Genomic DNA, 20,888 nt, shown 5'->3' on the forward strand with positions numbered 1-20,888 from the left:
TTGAGATCTGGATTTTGGGGTGTTTAAAATGAATAAAATAAGTGATTTATTGTCGGTGGAAAATTTGAATCGGGTTGTTGTTGTTCTCTCAGGTACATTCTTAATCAGTTTAGGTTTATATCTATTTTTAAATTCTAATTTTGGGCTTACACCATTTACAGTTATGATAAATGGTTTAACAAATACATTTGGACTGACTTTTGGTCAGACATCAATAATATTTAAGCTAAGTGTAATTATCTCATTTTTATTATTTACTGATAAGACTTTTGGGATCGGAACGATTATTAATGCTGTGTTTGTTGGACTTTTTGTAGACCTTTTGACATTAATTTTTGGTAGTTTTACTCCAGAAATTCTGGCTATCAGGGTTTTAGTTTTATTTTCAGCTATAATAACTGTTAGTACAGGAATAGCCATTTATGTTTCTGAAGATATGGGAGAAGGTGCAGTTGAGGCTATTATGATGTATTTTAAAAGCAAAACTGGATTTTCTGTTAAGTCAGTTAGAATGTCAATCGATATCGGCTTTGGCACTCTGGGCTTTTTGCTCGGTGCAAGTCTGGATATTGGAACTCTGATAGCAGCTGTTGCGATTGGCCCTGTAACTCAGAGAGTCTTCGGTGTTATTTCTAATGTTAAATCAAGATCTTAATAATTTTACAGTAACTCCCTCCGTGACCCCGGGTCAAGGAGGGAGTTTTTGGTTTTGGTGCTAGTTGGTCTGGCGGCCCATTATCTCTTTGACTCTTAGGGGATAGTCAGTTATGATGCCATCGATATCATACTGGAGGGCATTCCGAATATCTTCTTCATCATTGACTGTCCAGACCCAGATGCCTTTATCGTTCTGGCGGGCAGTTCTAACCAGTTCCTGGTTAAGCATTCCGTGATAGATAGTATAATAGTCAGCTTCAACTGCAGAAAGGTTGCCCAGGGCAAAATACATGATCTGATTGGTGATTATGTCAGAGTTGATCTCTTTTAACTTGGCTAGAAATACTGGATCAAAAGATTGAATATAGGCATATTCAATCATATCGTTATCTTCGACGACCTTAGCGATTTTTTCAGCAAAGATATCTGCATTATTGTCAGTCTTGACATCGATATGGATATCCATCTGCCCATCGATTAAGGTCAGGGCTTCATCTAGAGTCGGTAAGATATTATCGCCTGGCAAAAACTCATCAGGGAGTTCGGCATCGAGATTTATGATCTCTTCATAGGTTAAATCCCCGATTCTGTATGGGAGTCCAAAAGTTCTAGTTAATGTTAAGTCATGGTTTAAAACTATTTCATTGTCCTTTGTAAGTTGAACATCCATACCGACGGCATCTATATCTGCCTCAAGTGAGGCTCTAATTGCACTGAGGGAGTTCTCGAATTCGCCATCAACGATGCCTCTATGAGAGACTATTTTGATATCTCTACCGGCATAGATTGTGCTCTGAGTTGTAAAATAGCCAATAAAGAACGAGGCTATAAGATTGACAATTAAGATTAAAGCTACAGCTGATTTTCGGTTATTTAGTAAACTATAAATGGAATTTTCGACTTTCTCAAATATCTGTAAGTTATAGGTTTTAATTGTACTTTCGGTGAAGGGCCTATTTTTTGTTTTATAATATAATTTAGTTATAAAGATAATATTTAATGGCATAAGCATCAATGAATAAGCCAGGGTGATGAAGCTGGACATTGTAATAAAGTAATTATTCAATATATAGTTGATTTCACCGCTAATGAGACCTGGAATATAGGAAATTCCAGTGAAAATAAGCAGGCCGGATATAAAGATTATAATATTCATTGCTACTAATTTAAATAGGATTTTAAAGCTTACTTTTTTAGTAAGATGAAAGCTATTTTTCATAGCCTGCCAGACCTTTTGCTTTTCGATTATAACTTCATGCATTGTAAAGATCATTCTAATTAAAAAGTAAGCAAGGGTAAAGATTATTGCGAAATAGATTATTCTAAAGATTAGATTGCCAAGGATATTATCGATTAGAAATGGTGGAAGATTAATTAAATCAGCAATCTCTGGCATTACCGGGACATTTATAGCTGGCATGATAATTAATAAAAGTAGGGCCAGGTGCAAGATACCGAAACCGATAATACTTTTTATTGATCTGGCCGCAGTAATGATACCTTCACTTATAAGAATATCTTTATTCAGGTTATTTTTATGGGTTATTATTATCAGGGTTCCAATCTCAACAAAGATAAAGATGACAGCCAGGGTGATTAAAATAATAAGCCCGATAATTCCGACTGGATCTAAGAGTATTGAAAAAGCATTTGAATTTAAAAGGACTCCAGAACTTACAGCTAGCAGTAATCTATTGAATATATAGCCAAGCAAGGGGATAAGGATATAACTGCTGAGAAGTAAATAGAGCAGGCTGAAGCCAAGATATTTTTCCCAGTTTCTTTTGAAATCTCCAAAGCTTAACAGGATATGGCTTTTCATTACCTTAGACCTCCAGATTATTGGTGTTTAGGTTTTTCCAGCCGCCCGATTAGATATGGACCGATAGATACTTTATCTAGCAGATATGTTGTCAGGATAGATAAGGCTGTACTTGTTTTCACCAGCAGTATCAGGGTTAGAAATGGGTTGATCTGAATAAAGGTGATCTCTGTAAAGAAGTAAGTTGCCAGGTATAAATATATCATGTGAAATAAGAAGATCCCAAAAGAATATCTGCTGATAAATTTAAATAGTCCTGGCTTTACTTTAAGTTTTGTACCGATAAAATATATAAGTAAAAACATACTACTTGAGAATAAAAGCATGTCAAATCTCTTTGAACTATTTTCCAGTAGAGTACCTGAAAGATACATATAGCCCATAAATCCACCGAATGTAATGATCGCTGGAATAATTAACTTTTTCTGCTTATTAAGCCAGGTGTTAAGCTGCTCGATATTGCGCCCACTGGAATAGCCAATGGCAAAATAGAAGATCCATGCTGGGAAAGTACCCCAGGTAGCTGCTCTCCAGATTAGTTCTCCATAAGGCAGAAAATCAGGCTCAACAAAATTAAAGAAGCCGAGATAAGTTATATTAATTGTAAATGTAATTATTAATAGGTTTAAAGGTTTAATGTTTTTTATTTTATCATGGAATAATTTATATAATATGTAGAACTGAAAGATTACAAGGATGAAATAACCATGTCGGTAAAATCCAAAAAATATGTTGCTTAAGACATATTGAAAATAACTTAATACTGCTCCTCCGTTACCGATTGCTCCATTTTCATGGACCATTATAAAGGCATAAATGAAACTCATTGATATGTAAGGGATTAAAACAAGTTTTATTCTTTTTTCAAAGAAATCATCGGGTAACCTATCGTAATAAGCATAGGCCAGGAGGAATACTGAGAGAAAGACAAAGATAGGTGTACCGAATGTTGTAAATAGCCTCAGGGTCAGTAATGCCACTCCCTGGGATGCTTCCAGTGCTTCCTGGCTCTGATGAATTTCGAGAACTCTGGTTATTGCATGGACTATTACAACTGTCATAATTGCTATACTTCTGAGTAGATCCAGTTCATGTATTCGTTTCCTCTTCATAATATTTTATGATTCTCCTTATTGTATTATTATGATCATTAATTATTCACTGGTATTTTAGTTGATTGTAATTAATTTTTTAAAGAAAAATATATTATTCTTTGACTAATATATTATTATGAAATTTAGTAGTCGTCAAAAGCTTGCAATTTCAGCTATTATAGCTATAGTTATCGTCTTGAAGGGGATTTTAAGAGTTGCAATAGATTTTCATCAAGAAAATTTCAAATTTATTTAAATAATTATCCAAAAACCCCTCAATAACTCTTGACATTTACTCTGGAATATCAAGGATGTGAGGGGTTTTAATAAATGTTATTTAATTCATGGATTGATACTCTATTTTTTATAAAATTACTGGCCAGAGGAAATTTGATACTAACACGAATACTAAAATTGAAAGGGCAAGTAAGATTAAGCCTGAGAAAATCATATCCTTTGTTTCAAAATATCCTGAGCTATATGAAATTGCATTTGGAGGTGTATTTGCCGGTAGAATATAGGCAAAGGATGATGCAATTCCAGCTGCTGCAGCAAAGATTAATGGATCGGCATTTAACTGCAGTGCCAGGGTTATAGCCAGTGGCACAAAGGCAGTCGATGTTGCTGTTAGACTGCAGAAAAACATAATACTCAAACTGGTCATTGCTGCTACAACTATAATAACTAAGTTTATTGGTAGGTGCTGGATCTGGGCCATAAAACTATTTACTATCCAGGAGATCACTCCACTTTCACTTAAACCTGAACCCAGGGCCAGACCTCCTCCAATCAGGATTAATACTCCCCAGTTAACTTCATTACTTAATTCCTCCCAGCTTAAGACGCCAATCATTGGAAGACACATAGTGATTGAGCCGCCGACAGCAACTAGATAAAGCCAGTTATCAGGGAGAGCAAAGAACGATTCAGCCAGCCATAAAACTACAATTGCCATAAAGATTAGCAAAAATCGCCGGACTCCCCATTTATTATTTTCATTGATTTCCATCTCTAATGCACTGGCTGGAACTTCTATTTCATCTATCTCAGGTGGATAGATCAGAATAACAACTAACCAGGCAACAGGTAATAAGATTAGTGAAAAGGGAAGACCTATCATAATCCAGTCAAGGAAGCTGATATTAACCCCGGCCATGTCACTTAAAAACCCAATTGTAATCGGGTTAGGCGGTGTTCCAACTGGTGTGGCTATTCCCCCGATTGTTCCGGCATAGGCGATACCGATCATAAATGATCTCTTTAAATTTGGGTATTCTCCTTTACTAACTTCGATGATGCTGATTACTATTGGGACAACAAGGGCAACAGTTGAGGTATTAGACATCCACATAGATAAAATTGCAACTATTGCCATCATGGCAAATAGGAGCCTTCTGACTCTGGTACCAGCCAGCTTAATAAAGGAGATACTAATCTTTCTATCTAGATCAAATTTCTGAAGGCCAGCGGCCAGCACAAATCCTACAAATAATAGGGTATTGACCGGGTGGGCCAATGAAGCCAGTGATTCCTGGAACGGCAGGATATTAAAGATGCCCTGTAGAAATATAATTAATAGGGCGGTGATTGGAATAGGGATTAACTCTGTTGACCAGAGCAATGCTGAAACTAAAGCTATTCCTATCATCTGAAAGCCTGATCTGGATAATCCAGTCGGCGGAGCCAGCAGGTTAACAGCAGCAAGTATTAAAATAACTGCTGCTGTAATAACTAACTGGAGTATCAGGCTCTGATCATTCTCAGTAGTGCTGGTAGCTTTTGATTTTTGATTATCTATTTCATCTGATTTTGTTTCTGCATATTCCATTGAGAGATCTACTCCTTTGGATATATAGGTTTATAATAGTTTTAAGAGAACAGTCTATCTTAACTAGTTTTCTGATGTCTATATTTTGGAAGAAGTTTTGGAGCTCTTCTGTCTTCTGGAATTCCAGCCTCTTTAAGCTCTTGATGGTATTTATCTAGATGTTTGAGGCCTGGCTGACCAGGTTTGTTCTCGTTGCAGTTCTTTGCTGCATCCTGACCGGCTCTCCGTCCAAATACCAGAATATCCAGGAGAGAATTGCCCATTAGCCTATTATGGCCATGAATACCGCCAGCTGTTTCACCGGCAACATATAGGTTTTCAACTTTTGTCCGGCCATTTTCATCTATTAAAATTCCTCCGTTTTGATAGTGGAGGGTAGGATAGACCAGCAATGGCTCTTTCCTCATATCAATATTATATTTGAGATAGCGGCGATGCATGGCAGGTAGCTGTTTCTCAATTGTGCCTTCGCCATGGATTCTTTCAATTAAAGGAGTATCCAGCCAGACACCGATCATACCTGTTGGGGTCTCAATACCTAGATCCCGTCCTTTACATTCTCTTATTATAGCTGCAGCTTCAACATCTCTGGTTTCTAGAGGATTAACAAACTGTTCTCCATTTATATTAAGTGGAGTTCCACCTAAACCTCTGACTTTTTCAGTTACCAGGCTGCCCTGGATCTGGGGAGGATAGGCAACTCCAGTTGGATGATACTGGATAGTATCAGGATATATTAGCTCTGCGCCAGCTCTGTATGAAAGGATTAGCCCATCTCCAGTAGCACCATAATGATTGGTGGTCGGGAAACCCTGATAGTGAAGCCTGCCTGAGCCGCCTGTGGCCATAATAACTTTATTGGCTCTGGCAATATAATATTCTTCAGTCTCCAGATTATAAAGAACTGCGCCCGCTGCCCGTCCCTGATCATCGATTAATAGTTCAACTGCTGGAGCAAATTCTACAACTTCAATATCATTATTATAGACTTCATCTCTGAGAACTCGCATTATTTCTGCTCCACTATAATCTCTGGCAGAATGGGCTCTCATTCTTGAAGTACCGCCGCCATGAAAGGTTTCCATGGATCCATCTTCTTCTTTATTAAGCATAATCCCCATATCTTCCATCCAGGAGATTATCTCTGGACCATCCATAACCAGAGCTTTTACTAATTCAGGTATGTTCTTATAATGGCCACCACCCATCGCATCAATAAAATGTTCTACCGGGGAATCCTCTGGCTTATCAGCTGCCTGAATTCCACCCTGGGCCATCATTGTATTGGCATCACCAAATCTCAATTTTGTAACCAGGAGAGGCTCAGCCCCATGCTTTTTAGCTTCTAGAGCTGCAGCAGCACCAGCACCTCCACCACCAATTATTAAGATATCTGCCTCATAATCAGCTGCATTAAGGTCTAAATCAATATCTTTAATGCTGCTATAAGCCTCAAGTAATTCACCTAATTCATCAGGAACTGCCTGACCCTTGCTGGGACCAATCTTTAAGTCGACAAAGCCAGATTTATTATAATCAGGGTGATAATTATCCAGGACTTCTTGCTTTTCCTCAGGATTCATCCGTGGAAATTCAACACCGGCCCTTTGATCTCTGGTTGCTTCAACCTTCTTTATAAGTTCTTTCATTTCCCTTGTATACATTTAACTTCCCTCCTTTAGCTAGAAATATTCCGGTTATTATATATATCTTTTAATTCATCTATATCTGCGTTAATAAGTTTCTTCATTTCTTGATCATAACGGCCATTATTAATTTCGGCAACTCTTTTCTGAACATGATCTGCCTCTGGTATTTCATACTTACTATATAATCTTCTAACCATTAATCCGACCTGGTAATGGATTATATTGGCAGGGCAGCGGGAGGCACAGAGGCCACAGGCTATACAATCAAAAGATTCTTCAGCACATTTTTCAAAATCTCCTCGCTGGGCATAGGCTATATATTGCATAACATTTAGTCCCTGGGGGCAGGCTTTAGTACATGAGTTACAGCCAACACACCGGAATATCTCCGGGAAATAATAACTGATAGTATCCAGTTCTGAAGCAAGTTCTTCCAGGGAATAGGTCGGTTTGCTGGCCGGAAAAAAAGGTAACTGAGCCAGATACATCTGGTCTTCGACCTTAGTCTGACAGGCAAGTCCGACTTTTAGTTCTTTATCTCCAGCAATTCTAAAAACTGTTCCACAGGCTCCACAAAATCCTGAACGGCAACCACAACCTCTTTTGATATGATAGCCGGCATATTCCATTGCATCCATGATTGTTAAGGTTTCTGGAACCTTATATTTTTTACCCATAATATATATTTCTATTTTTTCAGCCATTAGATTTCCTCCTTTTAGAAAGTTTCGATTAAGCCAGCCAATTCTTTTGCAGTAAAGACTGGACCGTCTTTGCAGACATATTTAGAACCAATATTGCAGCGGCCACATTTACCGATTCCGCATTTCATTTTAAGTTCTAGAGTTGTATAGATATCAGCAGGATCGAACCCGGACTCCTTGAGCTGCTGGACAACAAATTTGATCATTATCGGTGGTCCACAAACAATTGCTTTTTTTTCTGCTGGAGAAAAATTAAGTTCTTCCAGATAATCAGGGATATAGCCTTCAAAACCTGTCCAGTCATCAGTTGCTTTATCAACAGTTAGGTGGACATCTGTCTCTGGTTTTTGTGGCCATTCTTCTGTGATTTCCTCATAATGAACAAAATCATTACAGGTTCTGCAACCACAGACAATATCTACTTTGCCATAGTTGTCTCGCTTTTTTAGAACATAATTAATCACTGACCTGAGTGGGGCAAGTCCAATTCCGCCACCGATAAATAGAAGATCATCTTTTTGAAAATCAGCAACTGGAAAAGGAGTACCATATGGCCCCCGGATTCCTATCTGATCACCAACTTTAAGATTATGGATCTCTGATGTTACTCTGCCAACATTCTTTATACTAAACTCCATCATTTCTGCAAGAGGAGAAGAGGTGATAGAAAAAATAGCCTCACCTGCTGGTGGCAGTGAAAGCATGGCACACTGACCTGGTTCAAAGTCAAAAGGTTTGCCACCATTTACATCTCTAACCTGATAAGTTTTAATATCTTCAGTATCCTGGCGAATAGCAGTTATAATGGCTTTGCCAGGCAATAATGGATCTTTTGCTATCTCAGTCATTAATAACACCTCCTGCCAGGGCTAAAACTTCAGTGATATCAATATTTACAGGACAGCTGCCAAGACAGCGGCCACAACCAACACAGGCCAGGCTTTCTTCCTGCTCTTCCGGGAAATAGACAAGTTTATGGAAGAATCTCTGCCTTAGTCGCTGGTAGGTTTCTTCTCTGGGATTATCGCCATGGGCCATCTCTGTAAAATTAGAAAATAGACATGAATCCCAGCAGCGATAACGTTCTCCAGACTGGTCAGCAGAATAATCCTGGATATCATAGCAATGACAGGTCGGGCAGAGATAAGTACAGATGCCACATTCCAGACAGCGATTGGCTAGCTCCTGCCAGATGTCGCTATTAAAGATAGCCTCTTTATTATCATAGAGTAGTTCTGGTTTGTTTTGCATTAAGGGATTATCGCTATCAGCAGTTATTTTTCCATTGAATTGATTAGCCTCTTGATTCAACTTTTTTTCAATTTCAGGTTCAACACTCTTAAAATACTGACTGTAATCTGAAAGGATCAATTCTCCCTGATCACTGCCAGCTGTAAAATAGAGGCCATCATTGTAATTGTAATAATAAAGGTCAGCGCCAGTTTCTGAACCGGCTGGTTCAATCTCAAAGAGCTGGCAGAAACATGTTTCTGACTGTTCCAGGCAGCGGGCAACCACTGTGATTGTTGAATTGCGGCGCCGTTTATAGAGCTGATCGACTGGTTCCTGGAGAAAGACTTTATCCAGGATTTTAAAGCTCTCCTGATCGCAATTACGAATTCCGAAGATAAGATTAGCTTTGCCAGTCAGTTCTTTTAATTTAAAATCCAGCCTTTCATTGTCCTTTTTAAATTCGAGATAACTTTCAGACCTGGGGAAAAGATAGCTTTTTGGTGATTTAACCGAGAGTCTGGTATTTAAATCTATCTCTAAACCTTTATTGGGTTTTAAAGTATCTTCGAAATTACAGAAATCTGTCTGGTCTGCCTTTTTTACTGGCAGCTGAATCTGATATTCTTCTTCTATTGCTTTTAAGAAATCCTGCAGTTTATTTTTATCCAATTTAAGCATTCTCTTTGCCCCCTTTACTGCCAGGTTCTGGATCATCTTCTCTAAAATCCAGGAGTGGACCCATTACGCTATCATCGTCGGCAACTTCTGGCATTTCATATAGATTTTCGATATCATGACGGATCTTATTATTTATTTTGCTTATTGGTATATCAACCGGGCAGACTTCTTCGCATTCCCCACAATCGACACAGCGGCCTGCCTGATGGAAGGCTCTAATTGAATGGAAGAAGAAATCCTGGGAAAACTCTTTGGCAGAGTCTATCCAGTCATCACTATTACTATCTCCACCGGCTATCATACAGGTTGTACATTCACAGAGAGGGCAGGTATTTCTACAGGCATAACAGCGAATACAGTCAGATATCTGGTCTTTCCAGTAATCAAAACGCTCATCTGTTGCCAGTGATTCCAGCTTTTTAACATCCTGATATTTATCCTCTGGTGAGTTTTGGATGGCAACTTCTTTTTTGCCAATAATAGTTTCTAGCTCTTCAGGTACAGGTTCCTGACAGCGCTGGCAGCGCTCAGCATTACTGGTATTACCGTGAAAATCTCTTTCTTTAAGGCCCGGGCAGGCTATTCCCCAGATTTGAATATTTTCTGGGTCAACCTGGTTGTAATTGACAAGCTGTTTATAAGCTTTGTAATCACAGCCCTTTAAAAAGATGCCTATCTTTTTATCTTTTAATTCCTTCTTTAAAAGGTAACCTGATAAATTCTTTAAACTATAGTTATTGAAATTTAAACTCTCGATATCATTAATTTCTGTTATGAAAGCTGGTTTAGACTGCCATTCAAAACGGCCATCTTTCCAGCCGATAATAATATCCAGCCCATTCTCTAATCCTTCTCTGGCCAGTTGTCTCATTGCATTAGTTATTATTTCCATCTGGAATCCCTCAACTTTCTATCAGGCCCTAATTCTTTAAGTTTGCTGGTGAATTCAGTTGCAGTATCTGCAAATTTTTTGCCTTCTGAGGCTGATATCCAGTCAACTTTAAATCTTTCTTTTTCGATACCCATATAATTAAGAAGCTCTTTGAAAACTGTGAAACGGCGTCTGGTATAGTAGTTGCCGGTCATATAGTGACAATCACCGGGATGACAACCAGCAATCAAGACACCATCAGCACCCTTTTGGAAGGCCCTTAAGACAAAACCTGGATTGATCCGACAGGAGCAGGGAACTCTAATGATCTTGATATTCTCTGGATAGCCCATTCGGCTTGTTCCAGCCAGGTCGGCCCCGGCATAGCTACACCAGTTGCAGCAGAAAGCCACTAATAAAGGCTCGAAATTATTTTTATCTATTTGCTTATTCATTTTTTCTTTTACAGGCATATAGCATCCACCTCTGAAAGAATTTCTTTATTACTGAAACCTTTAAGATTTATTGTGCTTGAACGGCAGGTAACTGTACAGGCTCCACAGCCCTGACAGAGAGCTTCATTAACTCTGGCCACCATTCCATGTTTTTCAGCCTCATCTTTCTCAATTGCACTGTAAGGACAGACCTCTTTACAGGAGAAACAGCTTGAACATTCAGCCTGATTGACTTCAGCCACACAGGGGTTGTTGACCAGGCTGTCTTTGCTTAAAATACCAATTGCTTTGGCTGCAGCTCCACTGGCCTGGGCCACTGTTTCTGGAATATCTTTAGGGCCCTGACAGGCACCTGCTAAAAAGATTCCAGCAGTCTGGGTTTCAACAGGCTTTAATTTTGGGTGGGCTTCAGTAAAGAAACCACTGGCACCCTGACTGATACCTAACTGGCGACTTACATCACCGGCTTTTTGATCAGGAATGGCTGCAGGTGACAGGATAACCAGATCTGAATTAAGCTCCAGGAATTCACCGGTCATGGCATCGATAGCCTCAACTCTCAGCTTATCTTTACCTGGGAAGACTTTACCGACCATACCTTTGACATAATTAACACCATAATCTTCCTGGGCCCGTCTCTGGAACTCTTCGAAACCTTTTCCTGCTGTTCTGATATCAATATAAAAGACATAAACCTCTGTTTCTGGATATTTTTCTCTGATTAACATAGCCTGCTTGGCTGTATACATACAACAGATTTTTGAACAGTGGCTGTGACCTCTGGCTTTATCCCTGGAACCTACACACTGGACAAAAACAACCCTTTCTGGTTTTTCTGAATTAGAGGGCCGCTGTAGTTTTCCCTCGGTTGGACCGGCTGCATTGATGATTCTTTCAAACTCCATACCGGTGATAACATCAGGATGGTTATAGTGATATTCACCAAATTGATCCGGGTCAGTTAGCTGGTAGCCAGTAGCTGTAATTATAATGCCGTATTTTTCTTCGATTATATTTTCTTCCTGGTTAAAATTGATTGCATCTGTTGGGCAGACTCTGGCACAGAGCCCGCATTTATCTTTTTCAAATTTAATGCAATTATCCCGATCGATTGTTGGGATATTCGGGACTGCCTGGGGGAAAGGTGTGTAGATTGCATTTCTTTCATTTAGACCTTCCTCAAATTCTGATGGAGCTTTACCAGGACATTTTTCCAGACAGATTCCACAACCGGTACATTTATCTTCATCGATGCTTCTTGGTTTCTTCTTTATTTCCACGTCAAAGTTGCCGACATATCCATCGACTCTGGCTACTTCACTATAAGTATGTAACTGAATATTTTCGTGACGGGATGCTTCGACCATTTTTGGTGTTAAAATACAGGCAGAACAGTCCAGAGTCGGAAAGGTTTTATCAATCTGAGCCATTTTGCCACCAATACTTGGAGTTCTTTCAACAATATCTACCTGATAACCAGCCTCAGCAATATCGATAGCTGATTGGATACCGGCAATTCCACCACCGATAACCAGGGCCCGTTTATTGACAGGAATACTACCTGGTGTTAATGGTTGATTATGTTTAACTTTATTGATGGCAGCTCGAATTAAGGCTACAGCTTTTTCAGTTGCTTTTTCTTTATTGCTGTGAACCCAGGAACAGTGTTCTCTTATATTTGCTATCTCTAAAAGGTATGGGTTTAAGCCTGCATCCTCCGCTGCATTTCGAAATGTATCTTCATGCATTCTTGGCGAACAGGAAGCTACGACTACTCCACTTAAATTTTTATTTTTTATTGCATCAGCAATTTTTTTCTGACCAATCTCAGAACAGAGATACTGATAATCTTCTATATAATCTAAAGCTGGCAAACCTTCAAGGGCAGCTTTAGTCTTTTCGATATCTACTGTTTCAGAGATATTACTTCCGCACCAGCAGATAAAAACTCCTATTTTAGACAACTTTAATCCCTCCTTTATCTATTTGGCAAATTTGCGGTAACCGGCCACAATTGCTTGAGGCGGGAGACCTTTTTTATTTAAGGCTGCAATTTCATTTTCGTCAATCAGATTTTTATGATTTGATCTAAGGTAGAGAACCCTGGCTGTTTCCATCATTCTGGCCAGGTCTATATCTCTGGGACAGCGAGCACCACAGGTAAAACAGGAAGCACAGGCCCAGATAGCATCTGTTTCCATGACCTGATCTATCTGGTTTTTATGAAACATCCTGACCAGTTGATGGGGCATAAAATCCATCTCTTTTGCTGCCTGGCAGGATGCACTGCATTTCCCGCATTGCAGGCAATCTTCTGGTCTTTCTCTACTTATTTCTAAAAATTCTTCTTTAAGGATTCTGGCTTTATCTGAGTTATTAACCATATGCGACCTCCTTTTTAGCCGGGCTCAAGACTTGATATAGAAGTTCTGTAAAATAGGTTACTTCTATATTAGATTTTTCACATGTCTGGCCATTTAAAAAACTCTGATCTAAATTATAGAGACAGAGAGGACAGGCAGTTATTATTTCTTCAGCACCATGTTCTATAGCTGAAGAGATGATCCTATTACCCATTTTATGGGCACTCTCTGGATTTTTTAGATTGAGGTAACCACCACAACATTCATTCCGATAAGGGTATTTAACTGCCTGACCGCCAAGGCTATCTATGAAATCTTCCATAATAGTTGGCTGTTCAGGGTTATCAAATTCTAATTCTTTTTCTGGTCTAAGTAGTAGACAGCCGTAATAAGCGGCAACTTTTTTACCTTCAAGCCGATCTCCAGCAGCAGTTTTGATCTTATCGAAACCGATCTCGTCTCTTAAAAATTCTAGATAATGGATTACTTCAGTTTCGCCAAAATAATCTGGCTCATCCTGAAGAAAATTATTTGTCTTATCTCTGACATCTTCTTTATTCTTAATAGCCCAATTGCTTCGTTTTAAAACATGGTGACAGGCTGCACAGAGAGTGACAAGTTTGTTATCTAGCTCTCTGGCTCTAATTAATGATCTAATACTACCTAAAATAGTTACAATTTCATCTCTTGCTAGGGGATAAACAGCTCCGCAGCATTGCCATTCTGGAAGTTCTTTGAGTTCTATATTTAGTAATCTGGCTGACTCCAGTGCTGTTTCTTCTAAACGACTGGCTTTATTCTTTAAGGTACAACCTGGATAGAATGAATAGCCCATAATTTCTCCCATGATTCTGGGAGTCACCTCCTGGTTAATTTTTATTAACTCGATATTAAAAGCGTAAAAACTTTAACAAAGTATTGTGTAAAATTACACAATACTACCATCTGTATATTAGCATAGGTATTTATAGATGTCAATCATATTCTTGAGATTAATTTAACTTTATATTATTATTTAAATAAAGAAGGCTTTAAAAATCATTTTTAAATAAAAAAGGGGGATAAAATGAATTTTTCAGAGAAAAGCAGAAGGCTTCTGACATTAGTTGTCTTTGTTGGTGCTGTAGTATCTTTATTGACTTATATGAATCTGCTGCCAATTGATAATACTGATATTTTTAATATTTTCTGGCCACTTTTATTGATATCAGGTGGACTGGCGACAATTTTTGAAGATAGTTCCTTTCAAAATATTTTTGTAAAGATTGCTGGTTTAATAATTCTTATTGCCGGTATAGTTGCATTATTTAATCATCTCGGCGATATTTTTGGCTAGTATCTTAATGAGTTCTTTATTTATTGATTTTACTGATTAAATTTAAATTTGGTTCGTTGATAGTTATATTAATAAAAGAAGGTGAACATAAAAAGAAAAGAACTGGGATTAATAATGGCAAGGCTAATAGTAAGATAATTTTTTTCATAATAGAATACCCCCTGTAGATTAAATTAATTAATGATATAATATATATTAGAGATATAATTTATATTTCCTGCAATAAAATAATGTCAGGGGGTAATATTTTGAAATTTGCTAAAAACTATTTAAACTTTTCTTATAAAACTGTTACAGGGAGAATATTTCTGGTTGGTTTATTGATATTTATTATATTTTTAGCTGTTGTTTTACCCTGGGAATCCCAGCGTTCCAGTGAAAGGCTGGGCTTTGATAGGACTCCGGATACATCATTTATCTATAACCAGGCAGATTTATATGAGATGGCTGAAGCCTATGGAGAAGAGGGCAGGAGCTATTATATTCGCTCCCGCTTTACCTTTGATATAATCTGGCCGCTTGTATATTTTTTCTTTCTCTGGTCAGGGATAACCCTGGTTTTAAGGAAATTTTCATCCAGGCTAATTAGAGGATTTTTGCTGTTTCCATTACTCGGAACAGTATTTGATTTTCTTGAAAATAGTGGGGCCTCATTAGTGATGTATCGTTATCCTGCAGAAACTATTTTGATTGATCAGTTGACCCCTGTATTTACATTTTTAAAATGGATTTTTATTTATATTAGCTTTATTATTTTACTGGTTGGAGCAGGTGTTAAGGTATATGATAAATTTAAAAAGAGAGCTATTTAATTTTATGAAAGGCTTACTCCTAAATAGATTTTACTGACATTATCTTCAAGGGCAGATTTATAAAATCCTGGGAGTTTGTCATTTGCAGCTTCCATCACTTCCAGATCTTTATGATTAATTAAGGCATCATATTTAAGTCCTGATATTATATCTTCCAGATTAGCCAGTGACTTTAAATTATTTAAGTTCTGTTCCAGGTCAGCTTTGAATATAGTGGCCTGGCTTTTATTATTAAAGACAAAAATAAAGCTATACTCTTTTTTTGAAACTGTCAGTTCGAGATGGATAATCTTACCAGTTGAATAAAGTTTATAGTTTTGCAATTTGCTTCACCTGTTGAGTTTTATTATTTTTCTGGCTCTTGATAAATTTTTCGACCATCTTCTTTGCTATTTTAGTATTTATAATTCTGCCAGGGCCACCAATGCAGCCTTCTTCACAGCCCATACCTTCGAGGAAACTGAACTTATTATCTGGCTTATAAGTTTTTAGAAACTGGCTGCATTCTTTCAGGCCAGAGGCTATTTCAAAATTGATCCAGGATTTATCTGATTCAGAAAGTTCACTCCTGATAGCCGCTGTTACTCCTCCACTTGCAGGAAAGGAACGGGCTTCATCTGAAATAGAATCATTAAATTCTTCGATAGGACTTAATTTTTCTAGATTAATCTCCCAGCCGACGATCATGCAGAGAAGTTCCTCAAAGGTCAGGACCTCATCAACTGTTTTATGCCTGGCTGCTTCAGACTTTTTGGTCAGACAGGGGCCAATAAATACTGTTTTTGCTTCAGGATTTTCACTTTTTATTTTGGCTGCTGTAACTTCCATTGGAGAGGTTAGTGTAGATATATTTTCTGTAAATTCAGGATGGTTTTTATTAATAAGTTCAGTAAAAGCCGGGCAACAGGAGCTGGTCATAAGGTTTGCCCCTTTATCCTTTAATTCCAGGACCTCTTCTGCTTCTGCTTGCATGACTTTATCTGCACCTTCTGCAACTTCAATCACCTGGTTAAAGCCCATTATCTTTAAAGCTGTTTTTAAAGTTGCAGAATCAACATTATAGCCGAACTGGCCCGGAAATGAAGGGGCCAGCATGGCCACAGTATTCTGCTCAGGGTTTAAGAGACTATTTGTAACCTGAATGATTCTGTTTTTATCGCCGATAGCTCCAAAGGGACAGCCTCTGATGCAGTGGCCGCAATTTACACAGATATCTTTATCAATTGTTGCCTGGCGATTGGCATCTGAACTGATAGCACCGGTAGCACAGGCTTTAACACAGGGCCTGACATTTTCATTGATTGCACCGAACGGACAGACATCTTTGCAGCGAGAACATTCAATACATTTTTCCTGGTCAATATATGCCTTATTGCTGATTATATAGATAGCATCTTTAGGACAGGCATTGAGACAGCGATGAGCGGCACAATTACGGCAGGAATCGGTGACTATATACTTATCGATAGGACAGCTGTCACAGGCCATATTTAGTATGGTTATGATGTCCTCATCAAGGGGCTCCTGATCAACCAGTTCTGTTAGCCTTGCGATCGGGATATTATCTTCTATATCAAAACCCAGGGCAAGTTTGATTCTTTCTCTTAAAATTGCTCTTTCTTTATGCTGGCAGCAGCGATACCTGGGTGTATCTTCTCTAATTAATTGGTAGATAAGTTTTTCAGCCTCAACCAATTTATCCTGACAGGCCAGGCTGACTAATTCTATATATAATTTTCTTTTTAATTTTACAAGCTCTGAAACTGTCTGATCCAGCATCTATAGCACCTCCCTGGTCAGGTATTGGTCAAGAATATTTTTAAGTTTTTCCGGGGTTACATTTTCAAAGACTCTATCTTTAACTTTGATGACAGGGGCATTTTCACAGTGGTCATCGATACAGTGGCTGGCTTGAAAACTAAATTTACTCCTGTATTTATAGGGGAGCCATTCCAGTTCTTCTATTAAACTCTGGCCACCCATCAGGAAACAGGGAGTGCCGATACAGATCTCTACCTGGATTCTATTATCGCTCATAATTATCTTCCTCCATTTAATACCATTCTATTTTTACTTCTTTATTTAAACGCTTTAGATTATTGGCTATCCGGTCGACTATCTGACTTCTTATTCCTAGCTCTAATGGTAAATTTAAGCTCTGGTGGGACTCGTTCATTGATCTGCCTACAATTAAATTGATTCTATCACTATTTAAGAGCATCTGCATCAGGCAGGTTGCTCCATCTCGCCCTTTAGGAAACATTTCGCCCTGCTTGTAATCTCTTAAATAGTCAAGGACTTTATTTAAAGTTAAGAGACCATCTGTAACAATATCTATACCCTCCAGATGTCCGACAGGTGGCACATCTTTATCAAAATAATCTAGATCACATTTTAATTCCAGCCCCAGTTCTCTTGAAGCTATCTGGGCTGTTGTGCCTCCGCAGATTGCCTTTTTGCCAGTAGCATTAATCAATTTATTGGCAACAACTCTGTCATCTTTTTCATTTTGCGGAGGGCCTGTCAGGATGGTTAAATTGTGTTTTCTCCTGAATTGGAGACCGATTAATGTTATATCATCAGCTGGCTTGCCAAAATAATAGGCCTTGCAGATATTTAGCATATGTTCAATAATATATTCCATGCTGGTATTTCTTTTTGATAACTCTTCAAGATGCCGGGCTGTTCCCTCCCAGCCTAATCCGAAATCAAGGAGACCGCCGACTCCGGCATGGACGACGCCATCGCTGGCCAGAAAGATTCTATCATTTAAGCCCATCTTCAGGTTGGACTCATAGATAGTCTTGCCTCTAATATTTATTTTCTTCTTATCGATCTTTTTAATCATGTCATTCCTATAATAAAAGGCAAAGGGGGTATCCATTTCGATTAATCTGGCATTGCCATCCTCATTGATTATTAGGACAGCCAGAGTTGAATAGGCTATTCCCCTTTTTTCGCAGATCGGCAGGGTATCAATTATTGTTTCGATGATCTCTTTAAGGGGGAGGTCTTTATTAAAAAGGCCGACTGCAATTTTGGAAGTTAGAGTTGCCAGGATATTTGCCTTGATACCGCTCCCCAGGCCATCAGAAAGAACAATTATAGTTGAGCCATTCTGCTTTAGAATTTCAACATGGTCGCCACAGACTTCTTCATTTTTTCCTGGAATATTCTTATAGAATTCTTCGACAACATATTGCATTTTAGTCTTCCTCCTGGATTAGCCTGGTCAGATCATATAAAGCTGTCTTTGTTTCAACAGTTGTCTCCCCGAGGAGGCTGGCTATCTGCTGGACGATTTTCATCTGCTTATGGACAACATCTTCAGCTTTTTCTGCTGCCATCTTTTTCATCTCTTTAACTTCTTGCTGCCGTTTTTTCTTTTCAGTAATATCTGCAAAGATCCCGACAATTACCTCATGTTCTTCAATAGGGAAGATATTTTGTTCAGTAACTATATCATATTTTTCATAATAGACTTCCTGTTTCCGGATTTTCCGTTTCTCCTGCCAGGCTTTTTGAAATAGCTCAGGGTCTATATAACGGTATAAAGATCTGCCTGTAGCCGAGCGATCCCGGTGATTAAATAGTTTTTCTGCCACTGGATTGAATTCCTGGACGATCATTTTTGGGGTGACAACTATTATGGCATTATGGGATGACTGGAAGATAATATTTGATAGTGATTCTGCTTTCTTTTTCATATAGGGGATGCACATTTCCGCCTCTGCCAGCCCCTGATAGATTGCAATTGCTTTCTCCCTGCAGCTATTATAGCCACAGCCGCCACAATTAGTTTCGTCCTTTTCGCTATATTTACCGATGCTTTTAAGTATTTCCTGGATTTCCATTTCATCAGGTTCAGGGTATTTAATTTTTTTATCTGTATAAATTCGGCTTAATTGATCTGGCTTAAAGTTATGCTCCAGTTGATTATCTCTTGCAGGTCTTGTTTTATAGATATTTTTAATAGCCTGTTTTCTTCTGGCAATGCTATTTTCTCTGGAGATAAAGGGACCGTTTATACAGCCTCCCTGACAGATTAGAAGTTCTATGAATCTGGAATTGAGGCTGCCTGATTTTAAATCTTCTAGAATAGAGATACATTCATCAATTCCAGAACCATAAAGAGCCTGATTATCTTCGATATTAAAACCGGTAGCATTAACAGCTCCCTTTTCTACTGGATAGATTAAGGCCCTGCCCCGGGAGTATTCATCTATTTTGCCAGGTTGAGCAAAAAATGAACCGGTATCCTTTAAGATTTTATCTAACTGCTTAAAGGTTAGAATGTAATCTATACTGGAATTGCCATTAAGGGCTTCATCAATTTTGGCCAGACAGGGGCCAGCAAAGATAACTTTAAGATCCTGGCTATATTTCTCTTTTAAATACAGGGCATGGATTAGGGCCGGTGATAAAAGAGAAGAGAGGTCTGGTATTAATTCAGGATAATGTTTTTCGATCAAATTTACGACTCCTGGACAGCTGCTGGAAATCACTGGTTGCTTTCTGGTTCTTACTTCATGGCTTAGCATTGGTGACAGGATTTCTGCGCCCTGGGCAGTTTCGGCAATAATATCAAAACCAACTTCTTTTAAAGCTCCAGCCAGTTCTTCTGGCGACTTATCTGGATAGTTGGCATAAAAAGAAGGTGCCAGGGATAGAGCAGTTTTGCTGTCTCCTGATAGTATATTTTTAATGATCTGGGATTGATCCCGGGGAAGAGGAGCCCCCTGGGGACAGACATTGATACAACGGCCACAATAGATGCAGAAATCGGTGATTGTCCAGGCCTGTTCATCTTCAACTCCGACTGCATTGATTGAACATTCTCGAATACAGCGGTGACAGTCCTGGCATTTTACATTTTGATCAATTAATACTTCCACTGGAATCACCTTCTATTAGATACTCTTTAAATTTTATTGGAGCATTTTCCGGGTTGACACCAATTATTGTTTCTCCATCAATATTTACTGCCACACCATTGGTACAGTGACCCTGGCAGAAGCTTGCTTTAAGATGGACCTTATCAGTAAGCTCATATTCTTTATGCAATTTTTTGAAGATATTAACGACTTCAGGTGCACCTTTAAGATGACAGCTACTACCAACACAGATACTAACTTCAATCATTAGTTAGCCTCCTTAAGAAGAACTATTGTATTTATGTGAGACTTTGGGTTCTAAAAGCAGAAATTAAATATAATATTCGGTTTGTGATAATTATTACTTTCACAGCAATTGATTTTATTTTAGCTAATAATTTAGATTATGTCAAGGGTTATTTAGCTAAATTTGTGACTGATTATTTAATAAAATCTATAGATTCTTATAAAAATTTGTTCTTGAAATAATATTAAGAATATTATATAATGTT

The 20,888-nt window shown here is 38.3% G+C and carries 21 protein-coding genes; 3 read left to right on the plus strand and 18 right to left on the minus strand.

Going from position 1 to position 20,888, the window contains the following annotated elements; genetic code table 11:
• The first annotated feature begins 28 nt into the window (after positions 1-28).
• On the plus strand, positions 29-655 hold the full coding sequence (locus I0Q91_RS07605; protein ID WP_270453854.1) for a YczE/YyaS/YitT family protein: 627 nt from the start codon (positions 29-31) through the stop codon (positions 653-655).
• 60 nt (positions 656-715) lie between these two features.
• Here the strand turns inward: I0Q91_RS07605 and I0Q91_RS07610 are convergent, their stop codons facing one another.
• The 12 genes from I0Q91_RS07610 to I0Q91_RS07665 all read right to left on the minus strand — a co-directional run bounded on the left by I0Q91_RS07610 (position 716) and on the right by I0Q91_RS07665 (position 14,189).
• The gene (locus tag I0Q91_RS07610) at positions 716-2,479 is read right to left on the minus strand and encodes a glycerophosphoryl diester phosphodiesterase membrane domain-containing protein (RefSeq protein WP_270453855.1); all 1,764 of its coding nucleotides are present in this window, start codon (positions 2,477-2,479) and stop codon (positions 716-718) included.
• Positions 2,480-2,496: 17 nt separating this feature from the next.
• Positions 2,497-3,591: an acyltransferase family protein gene (locus I0Q91_RS07615; protein WP_270453856.1), complete on the minus strand. Its 1,095-nt coding sequence runs from the start codon at positions 3,589-3,591 to the stop codon at positions 2,497-2,499.
• A gap of 346 nt (positions 3,592-3,937) precedes the next feature.
• Positions 3,938-5,401: an SLC13 family permease gene (locus I0Q91_RS07620; protein ID WP_270453857.1), complete on the minus strand. Its 1,464-nt coding sequence runs from the start codon at positions 5,399-5,401 to the stop codon at positions 3,938-3,940.
• A gap of 59 nt (positions 5,402-5,460) precedes the next feature.
• Entirely contained in the window at positions 5,461-7,065 is a 1,605-nt protein-coding gene (locus I0Q91_RS07625) for an FAD-dependent oxidoreductase (RefSeq protein ID WP_270453858.1), read from the minus strand.
• A gap of 14 nt (positions 7,066-7,079) precedes the next feature.
• The gene (locus I0Q91_RS07630; RefSeq protein ID WP_270453859.1) at positions 7,080-7,754 is read right to left on the minus strand and encodes a 4Fe-4S dicluster domain-containing protein; all 675 of its coding nucleotides are present in this window, start codon (positions 7,752-7,754) and stop codon (positions 7,080-7,082) included.
• A 14-nt stretch (positions 7,755-7,768) separates the two neighbouring features.
• Positions 7,769-8,602 (minus strand): FAD/NAD(P)-binding protein, encoded by an 834-nt coding sequence (locus I0Q91_RS07635; protein ID WP_270453860.1) that lies wholly within the window; start codon positions 8,600-8,602, stop codon positions 7,769-7,771.
• Entirely contained in the window at positions 8,595-9,665 is a 1,071-nt protein-coding gene (locus I0Q91_RS07640) for a 4Fe-4S dicluster domain-containing protein (RefSeq protein ID WP_270453861.1), read from the minus strand. The genes I0Q91_RS07635 and I0Q91_RS07640 overlap by 8 nt, the downstream gene beginning before the upstream one ends.
• Positions 9,658-10,557 (minus strand): 4Fe-4S dicluster domain-containing protein, encoded by a 900-nt coding sequence (locus I0Q91_RS07645; protein ID WP_270453862.1) that lies wholly within the window; start codon positions 10,555-10,557, stop codon positions 9,658-9,660. Before I0Q91_RS07645 ends, I0Q91_RS07640 begins: the two co-directional genes overlap by 8 nt.
• The gene (locus I0Q91_RS07650; protein ID WP_270453863.1) at positions 10,548-11,009 is read right to left on the minus strand and encodes a hydrogenase iron-sulfur subunit; all 462 of its coding nucleotides are present in this window, start codon (positions 11,007-11,009) and stop codon (positions 10,548-10,550) included. Before I0Q91_RS07650 ends, I0Q91_RS07645 begins: the two co-directional genes overlap by 10 nt.
• Positions 11,000-12,955, minus strand: coding sequence for a CoB--CoM heterodisulfide reductase iron-sulfur subunit A family protein (locus tag I0Q91_RS07655; RefSeq protein ID WP_270453864.1), 1,956 nt, complete (start codon positions 12,953-12,955; stop codon positions 11,000-11,002). The genes I0Q91_RS07650 and I0Q91_RS07655 overlap by 10 nt, the downstream gene beginning before the upstream one ends.
• Positions 12,956-12,973: 18 nt before the next feature.
• Positions 12,974-13,375: a 4Fe-4S dicluster domain-containing protein gene (locus I0Q91_RS07660; protein WP_270453865.1), complete on the minus strand. Its 402-nt coding sequence runs from the start codon at positions 13,373-13,375 to the stop codon at positions 12,974-12,976.
• On the minus strand, positions 13,368-14,189 hold the full coding sequence (locus tag I0Q91_RS07665) for a CoB--CoM heterodisulfide reductase iron-sulfur subunit B family protein (RefSeq protein WP_427854501.1): 822 nt from the start codon (positions 14,187-14,189) through the stop codon (positions 13,368-13,370). Before I0Q91_RS07665 ends, I0Q91_RS07660 begins: the two co-directional genes overlap by 8 nt.
• 231 nt (positions 14,190-14,420) lie before the next feature.
• On the opposite strand from I0Q91_RS07665, the gene I0Q91_RS07670 reads away from it, so the two are divergent.
• On the plus strand, positions 14,421-14,690 hold the full coding sequence (locus tag I0Q91_RS07670) for a hypothetical protein (RefSeq protein ID WP_270453867.1): 270 nt from the start codon (positions 14,421-14,423) through the stop codon (positions 14,688-14,690).
• A gap of 248 nt (positions 14,691-14,938) precedes the next feature.
• Positions 14,939-15,502 (plus strand): hypothetical protein, encoded by a 564-nt coding sequence (locus I0Q91_RS07675; protein WP_270453868.1) that lies wholly within the window; start codon positions 14,939-14,941, stop codon positions 15,500-15,502.
• A 2-nt stretch (positions 15,503-15,504) separates the two neighbouring features.
• Here the strand turns inward: I0Q91_RS07675 and I0Q91_RS07680 are convergent, their stop codons facing one another.
• Genes I0Q91_RS07680 through I0Q91_RS07705 form a run of 6 tightly spaced genes read right to left on the minus strand, consistent with a single transcriptional unit; the run spans position 15,505 to position 20,644 of the window.
• The gene (locus I0Q91_RS07680; protein ID WP_270453869.1) at positions 15,505-15,825 is read right to left on the minus strand and encodes a hypothetical protein; all 321 of its coding nucleotides are present in this window, start codon (positions 15,823-15,825) and stop codon (positions 15,505-15,507) included.
• On the minus strand, positions 15,812-17,281 hold the full coding sequence (locus I0Q91_RS07685) for a monomeric [FeFe] hydrogenase (protein ID WP_270453870.1): 1,470 nt from the start codon (positions 17,279-17,281) through the stop codon (positions 15,812-15,814). Before I0Q91_RS07685 ends, I0Q91_RS07680 begins: the two co-directional genes overlap by 14 nt.
• Entirely contained in the window at positions 17,282-17,539 is a 258-nt protein-coding gene (locus tag I0Q91_RS07690) for an NAD(P)H-dependent oxidoreductase subunit E (RefSeq protein ID WP_270453871.1), read from the minus strand.
• A 16-nt stretch (positions 17,540-17,555) separates the two neighbouring features.
• A complete protein-coding gene (locus I0Q91_RS07695) occupies positions 17,556-18,707 on the minus strand; it encodes a SpoIIE family protein phosphatase (protein ID WP_270453872.1) in 1,152 nt (383 codons plus the stop codon).
• A gap of 1 nt (position 18,708) precedes the next feature.
• Positions 18,709-20,397, minus strand: a complete 1,689-nt coding sequence (locus I0Q91_RS07700) for a [Fe-Fe] hydrogenase large subunit C-terminal domain-containing protein (protein ID WP_270453873.1) — start codon at positions 20,395-20,397, stop codon at positions 18,709-18,711.
• The gene (locus I0Q91_RS07705; protein ID WP_270453874.1) at positions 20,381-20,644 is read right to left on the minus strand and encodes a (2Fe-2S) ferredoxin domain-containing protein; all 264 of its coding nucleotides are present in this window, start codon (positions 20,642-20,644) and stop codon (positions 20,381-20,383) included. Before I0Q91_RS07705 ends, I0Q91_RS07700 begins: the two co-directional genes overlap by 17 nt.
• Positions 20,645-20,888 lie beyond the last annotated feature (244 nt).

Source organism: Halonatronomonas betaini, assembly GCF_015666175.1.
Taxonomy (GTDB): Bacteria; Bacillota; Halanaerobiia; order Halanaerobiales; family Halarsenatibacteraceae; genus Halonatronomonas; species Halonatronomonas betaini.